The 14,470-nt window shown below is 71.7% G+C and carries 15 protein-coding genes; 8 read left to right on the forward strand and 7 right to left on the reverse strand.

Annotated features, from left to right (window positions below; genetic code table 11):
* Positions 1-4: 4 nt before the first annotated feature.
* On the reverse strand, positions 5-1,495 hold the full coding sequence (locus MNZ39_RS05720; protein WP_305037317.1) for an oligosaccharide flippase family protein: 1,491 nt from the start codon (positions 1,493-1,495) through the stop codon (positions 5-7).
* A gap of 184 nt (positions 1,496-1,679) precedes the next feature.
* Between MNZ39_RS05720 and MNZ39_RS05725 the strand changes: the two genes are divergently transcribed.
* Positions 1,680-2,468: a DUF4262 domain-containing protein gene (locus tag MNZ39_RS05725; protein ID WP_242335852.1), complete on the forward strand. Its 789-nt coding sequence runs from the start codon at positions 1,680-1,682 to the stop codon at positions 2,466-2,468.
* A gap of 144 nt (positions 2,469-2,612) precedes the next feature.
* Here the strand turns inward: MNZ39_RS05725 and MNZ39_RS05730 are convergent, their stop codons facing one another.
* Genes MNZ39_RS05730 through MNZ39_RS05740 form a run of 3 tightly spaced genes read right to left on the reverse strand, consistent with a single transcriptional unit; the run spans position 2,613 to position 6,054 of the window.
* On the reverse strand, positions 2,613-3,443 hold the full coding sequence (locus tag MNZ39_RS05730; protein WP_242335855.1) for a succinate dehydrogenase/fumarate reductase iron-sulfur subunit: 831 nt from the start codon (positions 3,441-3,443) through the stop codon (positions 2,613-2,615).
* Positions 3,440-5,353: a fumarate reductase/succinate dehydrogenase flavoprotein subunit gene (locus MNZ39_RS05735; RefSeq protein ID WP_242335858.1), complete on the reverse strand. Its 1,914-nt coding sequence runs from the start codon at positions 5,351-5,353 to the stop codon at positions 3,440-3,442. Before MNZ39_RS05735 ends, MNZ39_RS05730 begins: the two co-directional genes overlap by 4 nt.
* 8 nt (positions 5,354-5,361) lie before the next feature.
* On the reverse strand, positions 5,362-6,054 hold the full coding sequence (locus MNZ39_RS05740) for a succinate dehydrogenase cytochrome b subunit (RefSeq protein ID WP_255821130.1): 693 nt from the start codon (positions 6,052-6,054) through the stop codon (positions 5,362-5,364).
* 90 nt (positions 6,055-6,144) lie between these two features.
* On the opposite strand from MNZ39_RS05740, the gene MNZ39_RS05745 reads away from it, so the two are divergent.
* Complete coding sequence (locus tag MNZ39_RS05745; protein ID WP_242335865.1) at positions 6,145-6,726, forward strand: TIGR00730 family Rossman fold protein; 582 nt, start codon at positions 6,145-6,147, stop codon at positions 6,724-6,726.
* 246 nt (positions 6,727-6,972) lie between these two features.
* On the forward strand, positions 6,973-8,133 hold the full coding sequence (locus MNZ39_RS05750; protein ID WP_242335867.1) for a hypothetical protein: 1,161 nt from the start codon (positions 6,973-6,975) through the stop codon (positions 8,131-8,133).
* 66 nt (positions 8,134-8,199) lie between these two features.
* On the opposite strand, the gene MNZ39_RS05755 is transcribed toward MNZ39_RS05750, so the two are convergent.
* Both MNZ39_RS05755 and MNZ39_RS05760 read right to left on the reverse strand, forming a co-directional pair.
* The gene (locus tag MNZ39_RS05755; protein ID WP_242335870.1) at positions 8,200-8,595 is read right to left on the reverse strand and encodes a response regulator; all 396 of its coding nucleotides are present in this window, start codon (positions 8,593-8,595) and stop codon (positions 8,200-8,202) included.
* Entirely contained in the window at positions 8,592-9,938 is a 1,347-nt protein-coding gene (locus MNZ39_RS05760) for a cell wall metabolism sensor histidine kinase WalK (protein ID WP_242335874.1), read from the reverse strand. Before MNZ39_RS05760 ends, MNZ39_RS05755 begins: the two co-directional genes overlap by 4 nt.
* 448 nt (positions 9,939-10,386) lie before the next feature.
* Between MNZ39_RS05760 and MNZ39_RS05765 the strand changes: the two genes are divergently transcribed.
* The 5 genes from MNZ39_RS05765 to MNZ39_RS05785 all read left to right on the forward strand — a co-directional run bounded on the left by MNZ39_RS05765 (position 10,387) and on the right by MNZ39_RS05785 (position 13,899).
* Positions 10,387-10,995 (forward strand): YeeE/YedE thiosulfate transporter family protein, encoded by a 609-nt coding sequence (locus MNZ39_RS05765; RefSeq protein ID WP_308197046.1) that lies wholly within the window; start codon positions 10,387-10,389, stop codon positions 10,993-10,995.
* Positions 10,992-11,705 carry a YeeE/YedE thiosulfate transporter family protein gene (locus tag MNZ39_RS05770; RefSeq protein WP_242335880.1) on the forward strand — a complete coding sequence of 238 codons (714 nt, stop codon included), beginning with the start codon at positions 10,992-10,994 and terminating at the stop codon, positions 11,703-11,705. The genes MNZ39_RS05765 and MNZ39_RS05770 overlap by 4 nt, the downstream gene beginning before the upstream one ends.
* Positions 11,706-11,748: 43 nt before the next feature.
* Positions 11,749-12,054 carry a hypothetical protein gene (locus MNZ39_RS05775; protein ID WP_242335883.1) on the forward strand — a complete coding sequence of 102 codons (306 nt, stop codon included), beginning with the start codon at positions 11,749-11,751 and terminating at the stop codon, positions 12,052-12,054.
* 103 nt (positions 12,055-12,157) lie between these two features.
* Positions 12,158-13,534: a cytochrome c3 family protein gene (locus MNZ39_RS05780; RefSeq protein WP_242335886.1), complete on the forward strand. Its 1,377-nt coding sequence runs from the start codon at positions 12,158-12,160 to the stop codon at positions 13,532-13,534.
* Between the two features lie 53 nt (positions 13,535-13,587).
* Positions 13,588-13,899 (forward strand): helix-turn-helix transcriptional regulator, encoded by a 312-nt coding sequence (locus MNZ39_RS05785; RefSeq protein ID WP_242335889.1) that lies wholly within the window; start codon positions 13,588-13,590, stop codon positions 13,897-13,899.
* A 52-nt stretch (positions 13,900-13,951) separates the two neighbouring features.
* On the opposite strand, the gene MNZ39_RS05790 is transcribed toward MNZ39_RS05785, so the two are convergent.
* Entirely contained in the window at positions 13,952-14,380 is a 429-nt protein-coding gene (locus tag MNZ39_RS05790) for a hypothetical protein (protein WP_242335892.1), read from the reverse strand.
* Positions 14,381-14,470: the final 90 nt, after the last annotated feature.

Here is a 14,470-nt window from a genome sequence, read left to right on the forward strand (position 1 = left end):
GCTTTCATGGAGCCCCGGCCGGCCGGCGCGAGCGGATCGCGGCGAGCGCGGCGGCCGGGCGCACGCCCGTCATCCAGAGCACTGCGACGTAGATCGCGCCGCCCACGAGCCCCGCGATGGCGAGCGGCACGAACCGATACAGGGCGGTCGCGGCGGCACCTGGCGCCTCCAGCGCTGGGGCCGCGCGGAGGACCGCGACGCCGGCGATCGCGGCGAGCGTCCCGCCGATCCCGGCCCGCGAGATCTCGCCCCAGGGCACGAGTGCCTGCAGCGGCGGACGGACGCCCGCGTCGGCGAGCGCGCGCGGGAGCCGGGCCGCGAGCATCGCCTTGCCGACGAGCTCCGCCGCGACGTAGGACCCGACCCCGCCGAGGATCCCGAAGCGGCTCACGCCGGCCCACACGAGCGGCACCGTCGCGACCGCCTTCACGACGTACGCGCGGAACAGGTGCCGCGTCTCGTTGCGGGCGCGGAGCGCGGCGTCCATGGGGAAGACGCCGGACGGGATGGCGAGCAGCCAGACGCGGAAGATCGTGGCGGAGGGCGCGAACCGCTCGCCGAACACGGCGACCACGAAGTCCGGGGCGATCGCCCACAGGAAGACGACGCCCGGCAGGAGGTAGCGGGCGAGGTGGCCCGCGGCCTCGCGGAAGGCGGCGACGCTCTCGCCCGCGCGTCCCGCCTTCTCGAGCGCGCCGAGGCGCACCATGAGGACCTCGCCGGTGGGCGTGTACAGCAGATCCACGAACGGCGGGTCGAAGCAGCCGGCAGCGTAGATCGCGAAGAGGGCGGGGCCGACGGTGCTCGCGACGACGTACTGGTGGGCGTACTGCTGGGGGATTGCGACGAGCATCGCCATCCCGAACGGGAAGGCGTACGCCAGCTGTCCCGCGAAGAGGCGCCGGTCGAGGAGGGGGCCTCGCTTCCCGCCCAGCATCACCCCCCAGGCGGCCACGAGCCGGAGCGCGGCGAGGCAGGTGAGGGTGGTCATCATCGCCCCCAGGCCGCGGCCCGTGGTGGCCGGCACCACGAACGCGGCGGCGCGGGCGCTGTCCCACAAGAGGTAGGTGAGCGCGGAGCGGCGCGTCTGGCCCTGGCTCGTCATCGAGAGCTCGAGCGGGGACGCGGCGACGGTGAAGCCCGTGTAGAGCGCGAGGAGCAGGCGATGGTCGAGCAGCCCTGGGTTCTCGAAGGCCGCGGCCACGCGCGGCATCGCGGCGAACAGCCCCACCGCCGCCACGCCGCCCGCCGCGAGCAGGAAGAGCAGGGTCTGGCCGAAGTAGACGCGCCGGTGGGTCGTGCGTGGAATGAAGTAGTAGAGGCTCTGCCCGACGCCCAGCGGGAGGATCGACGAGAGCGTCAGCGCGATGAGGAAGAGCTGCTTGTACGTGCCGTACTCGGCGAGCGGCAGGACCCGCGCGAGCACGAGCGGGATCGACAGCGTCAGGATTGCGGTGAAGAGGCGCGCCGCGATGAGCGGCCCCGCCTGTCTCATGAGGGACGCCCCGCCCGGATCCGCCGCGTCGGTCTCGGCCGCCATTCCACAAGACGGTCGGGCTCCGTGCGTGGCGCGGCAACGGGGCGCCGCGGCGGCCACCCCGGAGGGCCACCGGCATGACGCGCTGGGACGCCCGTGACACCCCGTGACAAGCAGGCACCGAAGTGGTCTGCTCCCGTCGATGTCCAGCGATCGCGCCGCCGTGTGCAAGCACGTGGCCGAGGGTGGCGCGCCCATCCTGGCCGCGGCCCGGGGCCGAGACGGGGGCGCGGAGTGGCGGTTCCGGTGCGGGCGCGCTCCGCACGACGCCGCCGAGGACCGCGACTGGACGCTCGACGCCGTGGTGGCGCGCGACCCGTCTTGCGTCGAGATCGTGCTGCACCCGCGCGGAACGACGCTCGGCCGCGCCGGCCTCGGGGAGCGCTGGCACGTCCGGGAGGGCCCGCTCCCGCTCCCCACGCGACCGTCGCGCCGCTGGCCGTCGCTCGATCCGCGCTATCCGCCCCGCCGCGGCGAGCCGCTCGACGCGCTCGACCTCCGCGTGCTCGCGGACGTCGCCGAGGGCGGGTGGCACGTCATCCAGGCCGAGGGCGCCGGCGCGGAGCACGCCTTCACGGTCGGGCTGTTCCGCTCGTTCGATCACCCGGAGGTCATCGTCTTCGGCCTCGACGCCGCGACTCGCGAGGCCGCGCTCGACCGCCTCGGGGCACGCGTGCGCGCCGGGGAGCGGTTCGAGGAGGGCGGCGTCGTGGACGGGATCCTCCTGGACCGTCCGGTCGCGTTCCGGCCGGTCGCGCGCCGCCACTACCCGGCGTACCTCGGCTACGCAGGCTGGTTCCACGGCGGCCCGCGCTTCCCGGCGCTGCAGGCGGTGTGGCCCGACTCGGAGGGCCGGTTCCCGTGGGAGCGCTGGTTCTCGCACGCGCTCCGGGATGCGCAACCGCTCCTCGCCGAGCTCGAGCCGGCCTAGGTCTCCGCGCGCGTCCGTCCGTCCCCGTCGCGGGGGAGAGCTCGCCGCGCCGCACCCTCGAAATGCCACCGCCCCGCGCACGCCGCGAGGTCGCGGCGCAGGCGGGGCGGGGCCGGCGCGGAGCCGGCGGGGACGGCTGACGGCTTACGGCTCCTTCTTGGGCGGCTCGGCCTCGAAGAAGCGCATCGCCGCGGAGGGCGGCAGCGCCGCGAGCGTCTGCACCTCGTTGGCGAACCCGCCCAGCGTCGCCTTGATGAAGTCCTTGTTCATCCGCGAGATGACCTCGAGCTTGATGCCGGCCGGACAGACCGCCTCGCACTCGCCGATCGTCGTGCAGTGACCGAAGCCCTCGGCGTGCGCCTGGCTCGTCATGGCGATCGCGCGCCCCATGCGCTCGGGCTGACCCTGAGGCAGGTGGCCGAGGTGCGCGATCTTGGCGCCGGTGAAGAGCGCCGCCGCGGCGTTCGGGCAGGACGCGACGCACGCGCCACACCCGATGCACGCCGCCGCCTCCATCGCCTTGTCGGCGGACGGCTTCGGGATGAGGATCTGGTTCGCCTCGGCCGCGCTGCCGGCGCGGGTCGAGGTGTAGCCGCCCGCGGCGATGATGCGATCGAGGGCGGACCGGTCGACGATGAGGTCGCGCAGCACCGGGAACGCCGACGCCCGCCACGGCTCGAGGCGCAGCACGTCGCCGTCCTTGAAGTGGCGCATGTGCGTCTGGCACACGGTCGCGTTGCGGAGCGGCCCGTGCGCCTCGCCGTTGATGAGGAAGCCGCACATGCCGCAGATGCCCTCGCGGCAGTCGGAGTCGAACGCCACCGGCTCCTTGCCCTCCGAGACGAGCTGCTGGTTCAGCACGTCCAGCATCTCGAGGAAGGACATGTGCTCGTTGACGTTCGGCACCTCGAACCGCTCGAAGCGGCCGGGGTCGCGCGGGTTCTTCTGACGCCAGATGTCGAGGGTGATCCTCACTTGTAGCTCCGCTGAGCGAGGTGGATGTTCTCGAACACGAGTGGCTCCTTGTTCAGGACGGGCGTCGTTCCGACACCCTTGAACTCCCAGGCCGCCACGTACGCGTACTCGTCATCGTTACGCTGCGCCTCGCCGTCCGAGGTCTGGTACTCGACCCGGAAGTGGCCGCCGCACGACTCGTTCCGCTGGAGCGCGTCGTAGCAGAGCAGCTCGGCGAGCTCGAAGAAGTCGGCGACCCGGCCGGCCTGCTCGAGCTGCTGGTTGAGCTCGGCGCCCGAGCCGGTGACCCGCAGCTCCTTGTAGAACCTCTCGCGGAGCTCCGGGATGACGGAGAGCGCGTGCGTGAGGCTCTCCTTCGTCCGCGCCATGCCGCAGTCGTTCCACATGATCTCGCCGAGCTCGCGGTGGAGCTGGTCGGCGCTCTTCTTGCCGCCGATGGACATGAGGCGCTTCGTCCGCTCGTTCACCTCGCGCTCGGCGTCCTTCACGGCCGGGTGGGAGGTGTCCATCTTCGCGAAGCCGCCGCGGGCGAGGTAGTCGCCGACGGTGTACGGCAGGACGAAGTAGCCGTCCGCGAGCCCCTGCATGAGCGCGCTCGCGCCGAGGCGGTTGGCGCCGTGGTCCGAGAAGTTCGCCTCGCCGCCCACGAACAGGCCGGGGAGGTTGGACATGAGGTTGTAGTCCACCCAGAGGCCGCCCATCGTGTAGTGGACGGCAGGGTAGATGCGCATCGGGACGTCGTGCGGGTCCTCACCGGTGATCCGCTCGTACATCTCGAACAGGTTCCCGTAGCGCTCGTCCATGACCTTCCGGCCGAGCCGTTTGAAGGCGTCGCGGAAGTCCAGGTAGACGCCGAGGCCGCCGGGACCGACGCCGCGCCCCTGGTCGCAGACGTTCTTCGCCTGGCGGGAGGAGATGTCGCGCGGGGCGAGGTTGCCGTACGTCGGGTAGATCCGCTCGAGGTAGTAGTCGCGGTCGGACTCGGGGATCTCGTTCGGCGGCCGCTTGTCGCCGGCTGCCTTCGGCACCCAGACGCGCCCGTCGTTGCGGAGCGACTCGCTCATCAGCGTGAGCTTCGACTGGTACTCGCCCGACTTCGGGATGCAGGTCGGGTGGATCTGCGTGTAGCAGGGGTTCGCGAAGAACGCGCCCTTGCGGTGAGCGCGCCAGATGGCCGTGGCGTTCGAGCCCTTCGCGTTCGTCGACAGGTAGAAGACGTTGCCGTAGCCGCCGGTGGCGAGCACCACGGCGTCGGCGACGTACGAGGAGATCTTGCCGGTGACGAGGTCGCGCACCACGATGCCGCGGGCGCGTCCGTCGACGACGATGAGCTCCATCATCTCCGTGCGGACGAACTGCTTCACGGTGCCGGCGGCCACCTGCCGCTGCAAGGCCTGGTAGGCGCCGAGCAGGAGCTGCTGGCCCGTCTGGCCGCGCGCGTAGAACGTGCGGGAGACGAGGGCACCGCCGAAGGAGCGGTTCGCGAGCGCGCCGCCGTACTCGCGGGCGAACGGGACGCCCTGCGCGACGCACTGGTCGATGATGTTCGCGGACACCTCGGCGAGGCGGTAGACGTTCGCCTCGCGGGCGCGGAAGTCGCCGCCCTTGATGGTGTCGTAGAACAGGCGCTGCACCGAGTCGCCGTCGTTCTGGTACGACTTGGCGGCGTTGATGCCGCCCTGCGCGGCGATCGAGTGCGCGCGGCGGGGAGTGTCCTGGAAGCAGAAGTTCAGGACCTCGTAGCCGAGCTCACCGAGGGACGCCGCGGCGGCCCCGCCGGCGAGGCCGGTGCCCACCACGATGACCCGGTACTTCCGCTTGTTGGCGGGGTTGACGAGCTTCAGGTCGAACTTCTGCTTCTGCCACTTCTGCTCGATGGGGCCAGAAGGGATGTGCGCGTCGAGCGGCATGTCTTTGTTCACCCCACGAGGCCGAGGATGACGGCCAGCGGAACGGCGGAGAACCCGAGCGTCAGGAGCACGGCAAAGCCGATCGCGAACTTCTGGATCGTCGGCGAGATGCCGCGGTTCGAGAGGCCGAGCGACTGGAACATCGAATAGAGCCCGTGCCAGAGGTGGAAGCCGAGCCCGATCATCGCGACGAGGTAGATGGCGGCGCCCACCGCGCGCGACAGGCTCGCGACGAGGTTGGCGTACACCTGCCCGTGCTCGAACCTCGGGTTCACCACGCCGATCGTGAGATCGAGCAGGTGGTAAACGACGAAGAGGAGGATGAGCAGGCCGCTCCAGATCATCGTCCGCGAGGCGGTGGACGAGACCACCGGACGGTAGTCCTGGTAGCCCACGGGGCGCGCGCGCTGGCGTTCCATCCAGAGCTCGATGCCCGCGAGCGCGTGCACGAACACCGCCACGAGCAGCACGATCCTCGTGAACCAGAGGAACGGCGGGGAGATGCGGAGCAGCTCCGCATAGTGATTGATTTTCGCGGCACCCTGGAAGACCTGCAGGTTGCCGATCATGTGAACGAGGACGAACAGGAACAGCACGATCCCCGTCACAGCCATCAGCGCCTTCTTACCGACGGCGCTGTTCCACAGGGCGCCCAGGCGCGTAGCGCGGGGCGCGGACACCGGACTCACGGAGGTCGACATAGAGGCCGACACGGTGCCAGACCACGCGCGGGTATGCTAGTCCCGGGAGGGGCCCTTTGCGGGCCAGACTGGTCCGTTAATTTGCGGCGCATGAAACGCATCTGCGTGTTCTGCGGCTCCTCCCCCGGGATCAACGGTTCGTACGTGGCGATGGCGCAGGAGGTCGGGAGGGCGCTCGCGAGGCGCGGGCTCGGCCTCGTGTACGGAGGCGGGAGCGTCGGGCTCATGGGCGCGGTGGCGAGCGCCGCGCTCGAGGCGGGCGGCGAGGTGGACGGGGTGATCCCGCGAGCGCTCCTCGCGCGCGAGCTCGGCCACGGCGGCCTCACGCGGCAGCACGTGGTCGGATCGATGCACGAGCGCAAGGCGAAGATGGCGGAGCTCTCCGACGCCTTCCTCGCGCTGCCCGGCGGGATGGGCACGCTCGAGGAGCTCTCCGAGATCCTCACCTGGGCGCAGCTCGGCCTCCACGCGAAGCCCTGCGGGCTCCTCGACGTCGCCGGCTATTACCGCCCGCTCATCTCCTATTTCGATCATGCGGTGACGGAGGGCTTCCTTCGGTCCGAGCATCGCCGGCTCATCCTCGTCGGAGAGGAGCCCGGAGCGCTGCTCGACGCGTTCGACCGGTTCGAGCCGCCGCGCGTGCAGAGGTGGATCGATCCCGAGACCGCGTGAGGGCAGCGGGCGGGGCGTGAATCCCTTGCGACACGCGAGCCGCCCGCCCACAGGGGGAGGCGGTCGGCGCGGGCGGGCGGACGGTCCGCCCGTCCCCGAGGGATCGGGCCGGGATGGCGAAATGCCCGTGATGTCGCGGTGCGGCACGGCACCCGGGCCGCGGAGCCCGGCGGCCTGCGGGAGCGGCACGCTTGTCGCTAGTGTGCTCGGAAGGGACGGGCCCTGGGGTCCGTCCGGAGGACGAACATGCTCGCGATCCTGCTCGCCGCGGCCCTGGCCGCCGCGCCGGCGCAAGACACGGTGGTCATCAAGGACGGGACCCGGGTCACCGGCACCATCGTCGAGGAGAGCCCGTCGACGGGCGTCACGATCCAGCTCGAGGACGGCACCCTGCGGCGCTTCGACCCCGACGCGATCGTGCGGATCGAGCGCGGCGGTGGCGCGAGGCAGGCGAGCCCGGCCGGCCCGCCGCAGTCGCAGCCGTCCGGGCCCGCGGCGACCGCGCCGCAGGAGCCGAGGAGCGCCCCGCCGGTCGTGCAGGGGCCGCTCGACACCGTCTTCCTCGTGAGCGGCGGACGCGTCCGCGGGCGCGTCATCGAGGAGGTCTCCGAGGGCGTGACGATCCAGCTCCCCGACGGGACGACCCGGCGGATCCCCGCGGAGCAGATCGCGCGCATCGCCTACGCGGACGGCTCGGTGCGCGTGCGCCGCGAGCCCTATCCGCGCCCTCCGCCACCGCGGCGTCCGCCACCGCCCGCGGGGCCGCCGTACGCGGGCCCGCCGCCGTACGCTCAGCCTGCCCAGGCGCGCCCGCAGCGAGGCCTCGCGCCCATCCTCCCCGTGTACGCCTCCTTCGGGCTGGGAGGGATCGGCTTCGGCGGCGACATGGGAGATGGGATCGACACGGGCGACGTGCTCGAGGGGCAGCTCGACCTCTGGTTCGAGGGCGGCGCGCGCATCACGCCCGCCATCGGCCTCGGCCTGTACCTCGACGTGGGCGTCGGTGACGCGGGCAACATGTACCGGGACGCCTGCTCCGCGGCGGGGCTCGACTGCATGTCCTCGACGGTGAAGTTCGGCGTGCTCCTCAGGCACACCTGGGGCGCCACCTCGCCGGTCGGCAAGTGGCTCGCGGTCGGCACCGGCTTCGCCGCGGCGAATGTGACGACGTCGAACGGCGACAGCCACGAGCTCGTCTCCTACACCGGCCACGAGATGCTGCGCCTCATGGGCGGCGTCGATCTGCGCTCGAACCCGGTGTTCGGCGTCGGCCTCTACGGCGGCGTCTCGTGGACCACCTACACGCGCATCGAGGAGGAGGGCCTCGGCCTGCCCCGCCGCTCGATCGACGACCGCGGGCTCCAGCCGCTCTTCGAGGCGGGCGTGCGGTTCACGCTATTCCCGTAGCGAGGGCGCTAGACGACAGTTTGGGGGCTCGCTTCGCTGGCCTGTTCGCGAGTCATGATCGGCCGTTCAGCGCGTCGCCGGCGCCCCCTCCGCCCCCTCCGCCGTTGAGAGGTGCCGCGCCACCGTCGCGAGGACGTCCTCGAGCTCGAACGGCTTCGACAGCCACCCCTCGGCGCCGATCTCCTCGGCGCGGCCCCGCGCGTTCTCGGCGGCCGTCACGACGACGATCGGGCAGGCGTGCCCGAAGCGGGTACGAAACTCGCGCGCGAACTCCCACCCGTTCATGCCGGGCATCCGCATGTCGAGGAGGATCACGCCCGGCATCTCCTCGGCGACGCGGGCGAGCGCCGCTCCGCCTTCCTGGGCGGTCCGCACCTTGTGGCCGGCGTCCTCGAGGATCATCTCGAGCAGGGCGAGGAGGTCCGGATCGTCCTCGACGACGAGCACGCTGCGCGAGGTCATGCGGAGCCCTCCCCGGCGAGCGGCACGCTGAAGTGGAAGGTGGAGCCGCGGCCCGGGGCGCTCTCGAACCACATGCGCCCGCCGTGGAGGGCCACGATCTCGCGGCTCATGTCGAGGCCCAGGCCGAGCCCGCCGTAGTCCTGCGGCGTGCCCGCGTGGGCGCGGTAGTAGCGCTCGAAGATCCGGGCCTGACGCTCGGGCGGGATGCCGAGGCCGTGGTCCTCCACCGAGAAGATCGCCTCGCCGTCCCGCGACTCGACGCGCGCCGAGACCGCGCCGCCGCCGGGGGAGTAGCGGACCGCGTTGTCGACGAGGCTCGTGATCACGCGCGAGAGCCGTTCGCGATCGGCGAGCACCTGCGCCGGCACGGTCGCGACCGAGAGGGCGTGGGCCGGCGCGGCGGGTCGCATGCGGGACACGACCTCGCCGGCGAGCGCGCCGAGGTCGAAGTGCTGCAGGTGCCCCTCGCGCGCGTCGAGCCGGAGGCGCGTCGTGTCGAGGAGGTGCTGGACGAGCCTGTTCAGGCGGTCCACCTGGCGCTGGATGACGACGAGCGCCTGCGCCTCGCCGGGATCTCGCTTCTGGAGGAGCTGGGCATACGCCTTGATCACGGCGAGGGGGGTCTTGAACTCGTGCGCGGCGGTGGAGAGGAACTCGTCGCGCAGCTCGTCCAGCCGGCGCGCGGGCGAGACGTCGCGCAGCACCGCGACGGCGAGCTCCGTTCCGCCGCCCGGGACGAGCACGGGGGAGGCGGTGACGGAGAGGAACACGTCGCGGCCGTCGGCGGAGCGGATGATCGCGTCGTACGCGGGCACCCGCTCGCCCTTGAGCGCGCGGATCGTCGCGAAGCGCTCGAGCGGGACCGGCGTGCCGTCGAGGTGACGCAGCTGGAAGCGCTTGCCCCACTCGGCGATCGGCATGAGCAGCGCCTCGCGGCTGCCGACGCGCAGGAGCTCGGCCGCGGCCTGGTTCGCCTCCACGATCTGGGTGTCCGCGTCCACGACGAGCACCGCGTCCGCCATGCTCTCGATGGTGGCGCGGATCTCTGCGCCGCGCGTGCGCAGGCCGCGCTCGCGGCGCCCGATGAGCGCGTACAGCATCACGGAGGTGACCGCGACGAAGGCGATGCCCTTCGCGGTCTGGATCATCGTCCCGGCGTGATCGCCGATCAGCAGCTCGACGGCCCGATCGGACAGCTCGATCCAGACGGCGGAGAGCAGCGCGTAAGCGGCGACGATGCGGCCGGGCGGCCAGGGCAGGCGCCGCCGCCAGCGTGAGGCGCGGGGCGGTTCGGAAACGTTCGGTCGAGGCTCGCCCGCGCGCTGGGAGGGGCCAGGGGGCACTCGGACTGTCTAATCCGTGTGACGGGACCTTGTCATCTCGCCCGGACGGGACAGGTTCGGTTTCACTGATAGAGAACTCGTGATGGGGAGCCCATCGTGCGGCGGGGCGGTCGCCGCCTCGCGGATCGCTCACCCGCGCGCGGCGGATCGATTTGCGTACTCGGCTCGCGAGCACGCACCGGTTGCGCGCCGGAGGACGGGAGGCGGCGGCGCGGGGAGGGGGTGCGGGCCTCCGAAGCCCGCGAGAAATGGGCGGAAGCGCCGCAGGGTCGGGGATGGGTGCGGCGGTTGCATAGCGAACTAGCGATGTCGCTATGTCTTCTTCGGCAGGACGCAGAGGCCGGCCCCGCGGGGCGGCGCGGGCGCCCGCGGGCGAAGCGGTGCGCGAGGCCCCGGACGCTCGCCGCCGCCGCGGCGCGGGCGGTGGAGCCGGGCCGCCTGCCGAGCGGTGGAAGAACCCTTCGGGGAGGCATGGGCTCTCTCGCTTGAGCTCGGACTGGCGCGGCTCGTCGAACGGGCCGCGCGCGACGCGGAGGAACGGATGGAGAGGAACCCCAACAGATTCTGGAACCCCTACGCCGGAGGCGTGGCGCTCGGGCTGGTGCTGCTCGTCACGTTCCTGCTCATGGGGAAGGGGCTCGGAGCCTCGGGCGCGACGTACCGGGTCGGCGTGTGGGCCGTGTCCGGCCTGGCGCCCGCGCACGCGGAGCGAGTGCCGGCCATCGCCGGCATGCTCGAGGACGGTCACCCGCTCGACGACTGGCTCGTGTTCGAGGTCGTGGGCGTCCTCATCGGCGGCGTCCTCGGCGCGATCACCTCGGGGCGCTTCTCGCGCGAGGTGCTGAAGGGCCCGAGCTTCTCGAGCGGCGGCCGGATCGGCTTCGCGATCGCGGGCGGCGTGATCATGGGGTTCGCCGCCAAGCTGTCGCGCGGCTGCACCTCCGGGCAGGCGCTCTCGGGCGGCGCGGCCATGTCGGTCGGGTCGTGGGCCTTCATGCTGTCGGTGTTCGCGGGCGGCTACGCGGTCGCCTACTTCCTGAGGAGGCAGTGGCGATGACGACGATCTTCCCCATCGAGGCGCTCTCCGACGAGCGCCGCGCCCTCGGCCTGGGCGTCGCGGTCGTCGTCGGGATCGCGTTCGGGTTCGTGCTCGAGCGCTCCGGCTTCGGGCGCGCCCAGAAGCTCGTCGGGCAGTTCTACGGCTACGACTTCACCGTCCTCAAGGTGATGTTCACGGCGATCGTGACGGCGATGCTCGGGCTCGTCGTGCTCTCCTCCGCGGGGGTCGTGGACCTCGCGGCCATCCAGTTCAACTACCCGACCTACCTCTGGCCGATGATCGTGGGCGGCCTGTTGCTCGGCGCGGGGTTCGTGATGTCCGGGTACTGCCCCGGCACCTCGCTCGTCGCGACCGCCTCCGGCAAGCTCGACGGCGTCTCGACGGTCTTCGGCGTGGTCGTGGGCGGCCTCGTGTACGCGCACGTCGAGCCGGCGCTCGGCGCGTTCCCGAACTCGGGCAAGCTCGGCGCGCTCTCGCTCTCCACCTGGCTCGGGCTCCCCGCGCCGATCGTCGCCGTCTTCGTCGTGGCGTTCGCGATCGCGGCCTTCTTCGCGGGCGAGCGCATCGAGCGCCTCGTCGCCGGAGCGGCCCTCGCCGAGAGCCCGTCGGGCGCGGCGAAGAAGTGGATCTTCGTCGGCCTGGTCGCGGTGGCCCTCGCCGGCGTCGCGATGCTCGCCCTGCCCACCGGCACCGCTGCGGCGCCCTGATCCCGCCGCCGCTCACCCCGCAGTCGACACAAGGAGAAGCAAGATGAAGAAGATCCTGTCCGCCCTCACCCTCGCCGTCGCCTTCACCCTCGCGACCGCGACCCCCGCGCACGCCGAGGAGAAGATGCTCGGCACGGTGACGAAGATCGACCTCGCCGGCGCGACGGCGACGGCGACGCTCAAGGACTCGAAGAGCGGCTCGCTCGTCGATCTGCTCGTGGACGACACCGTCACGCTCGACAAGTTCAAGGACAAGCGGATCGGCGTCGGCGACGAGATCAAGGCCAAGTTCGAGAAGAAGGACGGGAAGAACCACTCCACGTTCTTCAAGAAGGCCGGCGGCTGCTAGCGACGCTCTGGCTCCCCTCCAGAGGGCCGGAGCAGGGCTGCAGCGCACGTCCCCTTGCGCTGCAGCCCTTTTTTTCAGATCACACGCTGAACGGAGAGTGAAAATGCGCATCCTGTCCCGCACCCTCGCGCTCGCCGCGGCCCTCGCCGCCGCGCCCGCGCTCGCCGCCGAGCACCCCGGAAACGACGTCATCCGCGAGAAGGGCTACAAGGGCCCGGAGACCTGCGAGGAGTGCCACCCCGGCACGGCGAAGGCGTTCCTCGGGACCGTCCACTGGAAGCACGCGTCCAAGGTGACGAACGTGGACAACCTTGATCCCAAGCTCGAGTACGGGATGAAGAACCGCATCTACACGTTCTGCAACGGGAACGACGTCGTCAACGATCTCAAGGAGATCCCGCAGAACGCGCTCGGCAAGACGAAGCTCACCGGCTGCAACACCTGCCACCCCGGCAACCACCTCGCCGGCGTCGGCTCGGACGGCGCGGAGGCGGAGGCCGCCATCGACTGCCTGGTGTGCCACTCGGCCAAGTACGACTACTCGAAGCGCAAGCCCTACAAGACCCCCGACGGCAAGGTCGCGATCGGGCAGGACCGGAGCGTCGAGGCGGCCCTCGCGGTGGGCAAGCCCACCGTCAAGGCCTGCATGACCTGCCACGAGACGGCGGGCGGCGGCACGCTCATCAAGCGCGGCTTCGCGTTCGACGCCGAGCACGACGCGCACGCCGCGAAGGGCATGACCTGCGCCGACTGCCACAAGGCGAAGGACCACAAGATCCCGACGGGCTTCGATCCGAACAACTGGGCGAACGACGGCGTCCGCGTGGCCTGCGCCGACTGCCACGGCGCCAAGCCGCACAAGGACGCGGACTACGACGCGCACGTCGCGAAGATCGCCTGCCAGACCTGCCACATCCCGACCTCGGGCGGCGCGGTGGCGAAGGACTTCACGAAGTGGTCGAAGGACGCGTCGACGGGCTTCTGGGAGCCGTCCACCATCAAGCGGGAGCCGGCGGGCACGAAGCCGGTCTACGCGTGGTTCAACGGCTCCGTCCGGAACGAGCCGCACTTCATCGGCCCCAAGGGCAGCCGGGCCGACCCGAAGAGCAAGATCACCCCGTTCAAGATCTACGAGGGGCGCGCCTACTACGATCGCCGCACGGGCAAGCTCCTCTCCATGGACTTCGCCCAGCCGACGGCGACCGGTGACACGCTCGCGGGCGTCGCCTCCGCCGCGAAGACGCTCGGCCTGAAGAACGTCGACCCCGTCCCCGGCTGGCAGACCATCTACTTCGCGAACAGCCACCTCGTGACGAGGCAGAAGGCGCTGTCCTGCGATCGCTGCCACACCGCGAACGGGCAGCTCGACTTCGAGGCGCTGGGCTACTCGAAGGGCGAGATCGCCCGGCGCAAGCTGAAGAGCGCGGAGCTCTGGTTCGACCGGCTCCACGACAAGGAGCAGAAGAAGGAAGAGTTCTAGGTCCCCCGGCGCGGGCGGGCGCCCGTCGCCCGTCCGCGCTATCCTGTCCCTCCGTGTCGAACCTTCGTCCAGAGCCCCCCCTCGCCTCCGACCCCGCCCGCGCCGGGCGGATCGCGGAGGTGCTGAAGGCCGTCGCGCACCCGCTGCGGCTGCGCATCGTCGCCTCGCTCTGCCGCGAGGAGCTGAACGTCTCGACGCTCGCGGAGCGCCTCGGCGCGAGCCAGGCGATCGTCTCCCAGCAGCTGCGCATCCTGCGCAGCCTCGGGCTCGTGGCCGCGACGCGCGAGGACGGCTTCGCGCGCTACCGGCTCGCCGAGCCGGCGCTCGAGGACCTCGTCTGCTGCATGGAGCGCTGCGAGCGCTGAACGACGGCTGGCGACGCGCGGTCGCCCTCGGTGCCGCGCATCGTCCCGCCGTTCAGGCGCCGTCGAGCTGCCGGTCCTGGCGGCCGGACGCCGAGGCGAGCCCGATGAGCATCGCGTAGACGAGGGCGACGACCGGGGTCGCGACGAGCACGGCGCGCGGCCCCTCGATGACGTGCCCCGCGTCGCCGGCGAAGTGGAGCGCGAGCTCGCAGGCCTGGCGCACCACGGTCGCCCCGACGGCGTACAGGCCGACCTGCCACCAGCGCGTCAGCCGCCACCCCACGATGAAGCAGGCGACGAGCTCCGGCGCGAAGAGGGCGCCCCACATCCAGCCTGGCACGGTCCCGGTGGCGGCGAGAGACGCCACGATGGCGCCGCGGTGGATGACGAAGTGCGAGAACGCGTGCGCGGCCAGGATGCCGCACAGCGACACCCCCAGCCAGGGCAGCTCGCCCCTGACGCTCCGGCCCCCATGTGTCATTCGGTCGCACTCCAGCATGGGGGCCGGAGTGGACGCAAATCCAAACGTGGACTAGCGAGCGCGGTCTCGTCCGCGCCCGCCGCCGGGCTG

Origin of the sequence: Anaeromyxobacter sp. SG66 (genome assembly GCF_022690805.1) — a bacterium.
GTDB classification, from domain to species: Bacteria; Myxococcota; Myxococcia; order Myxococcales; family Anaeromyxobacteraceae; genus Anaeromyxobacter; species Anaeromyxobacter soli.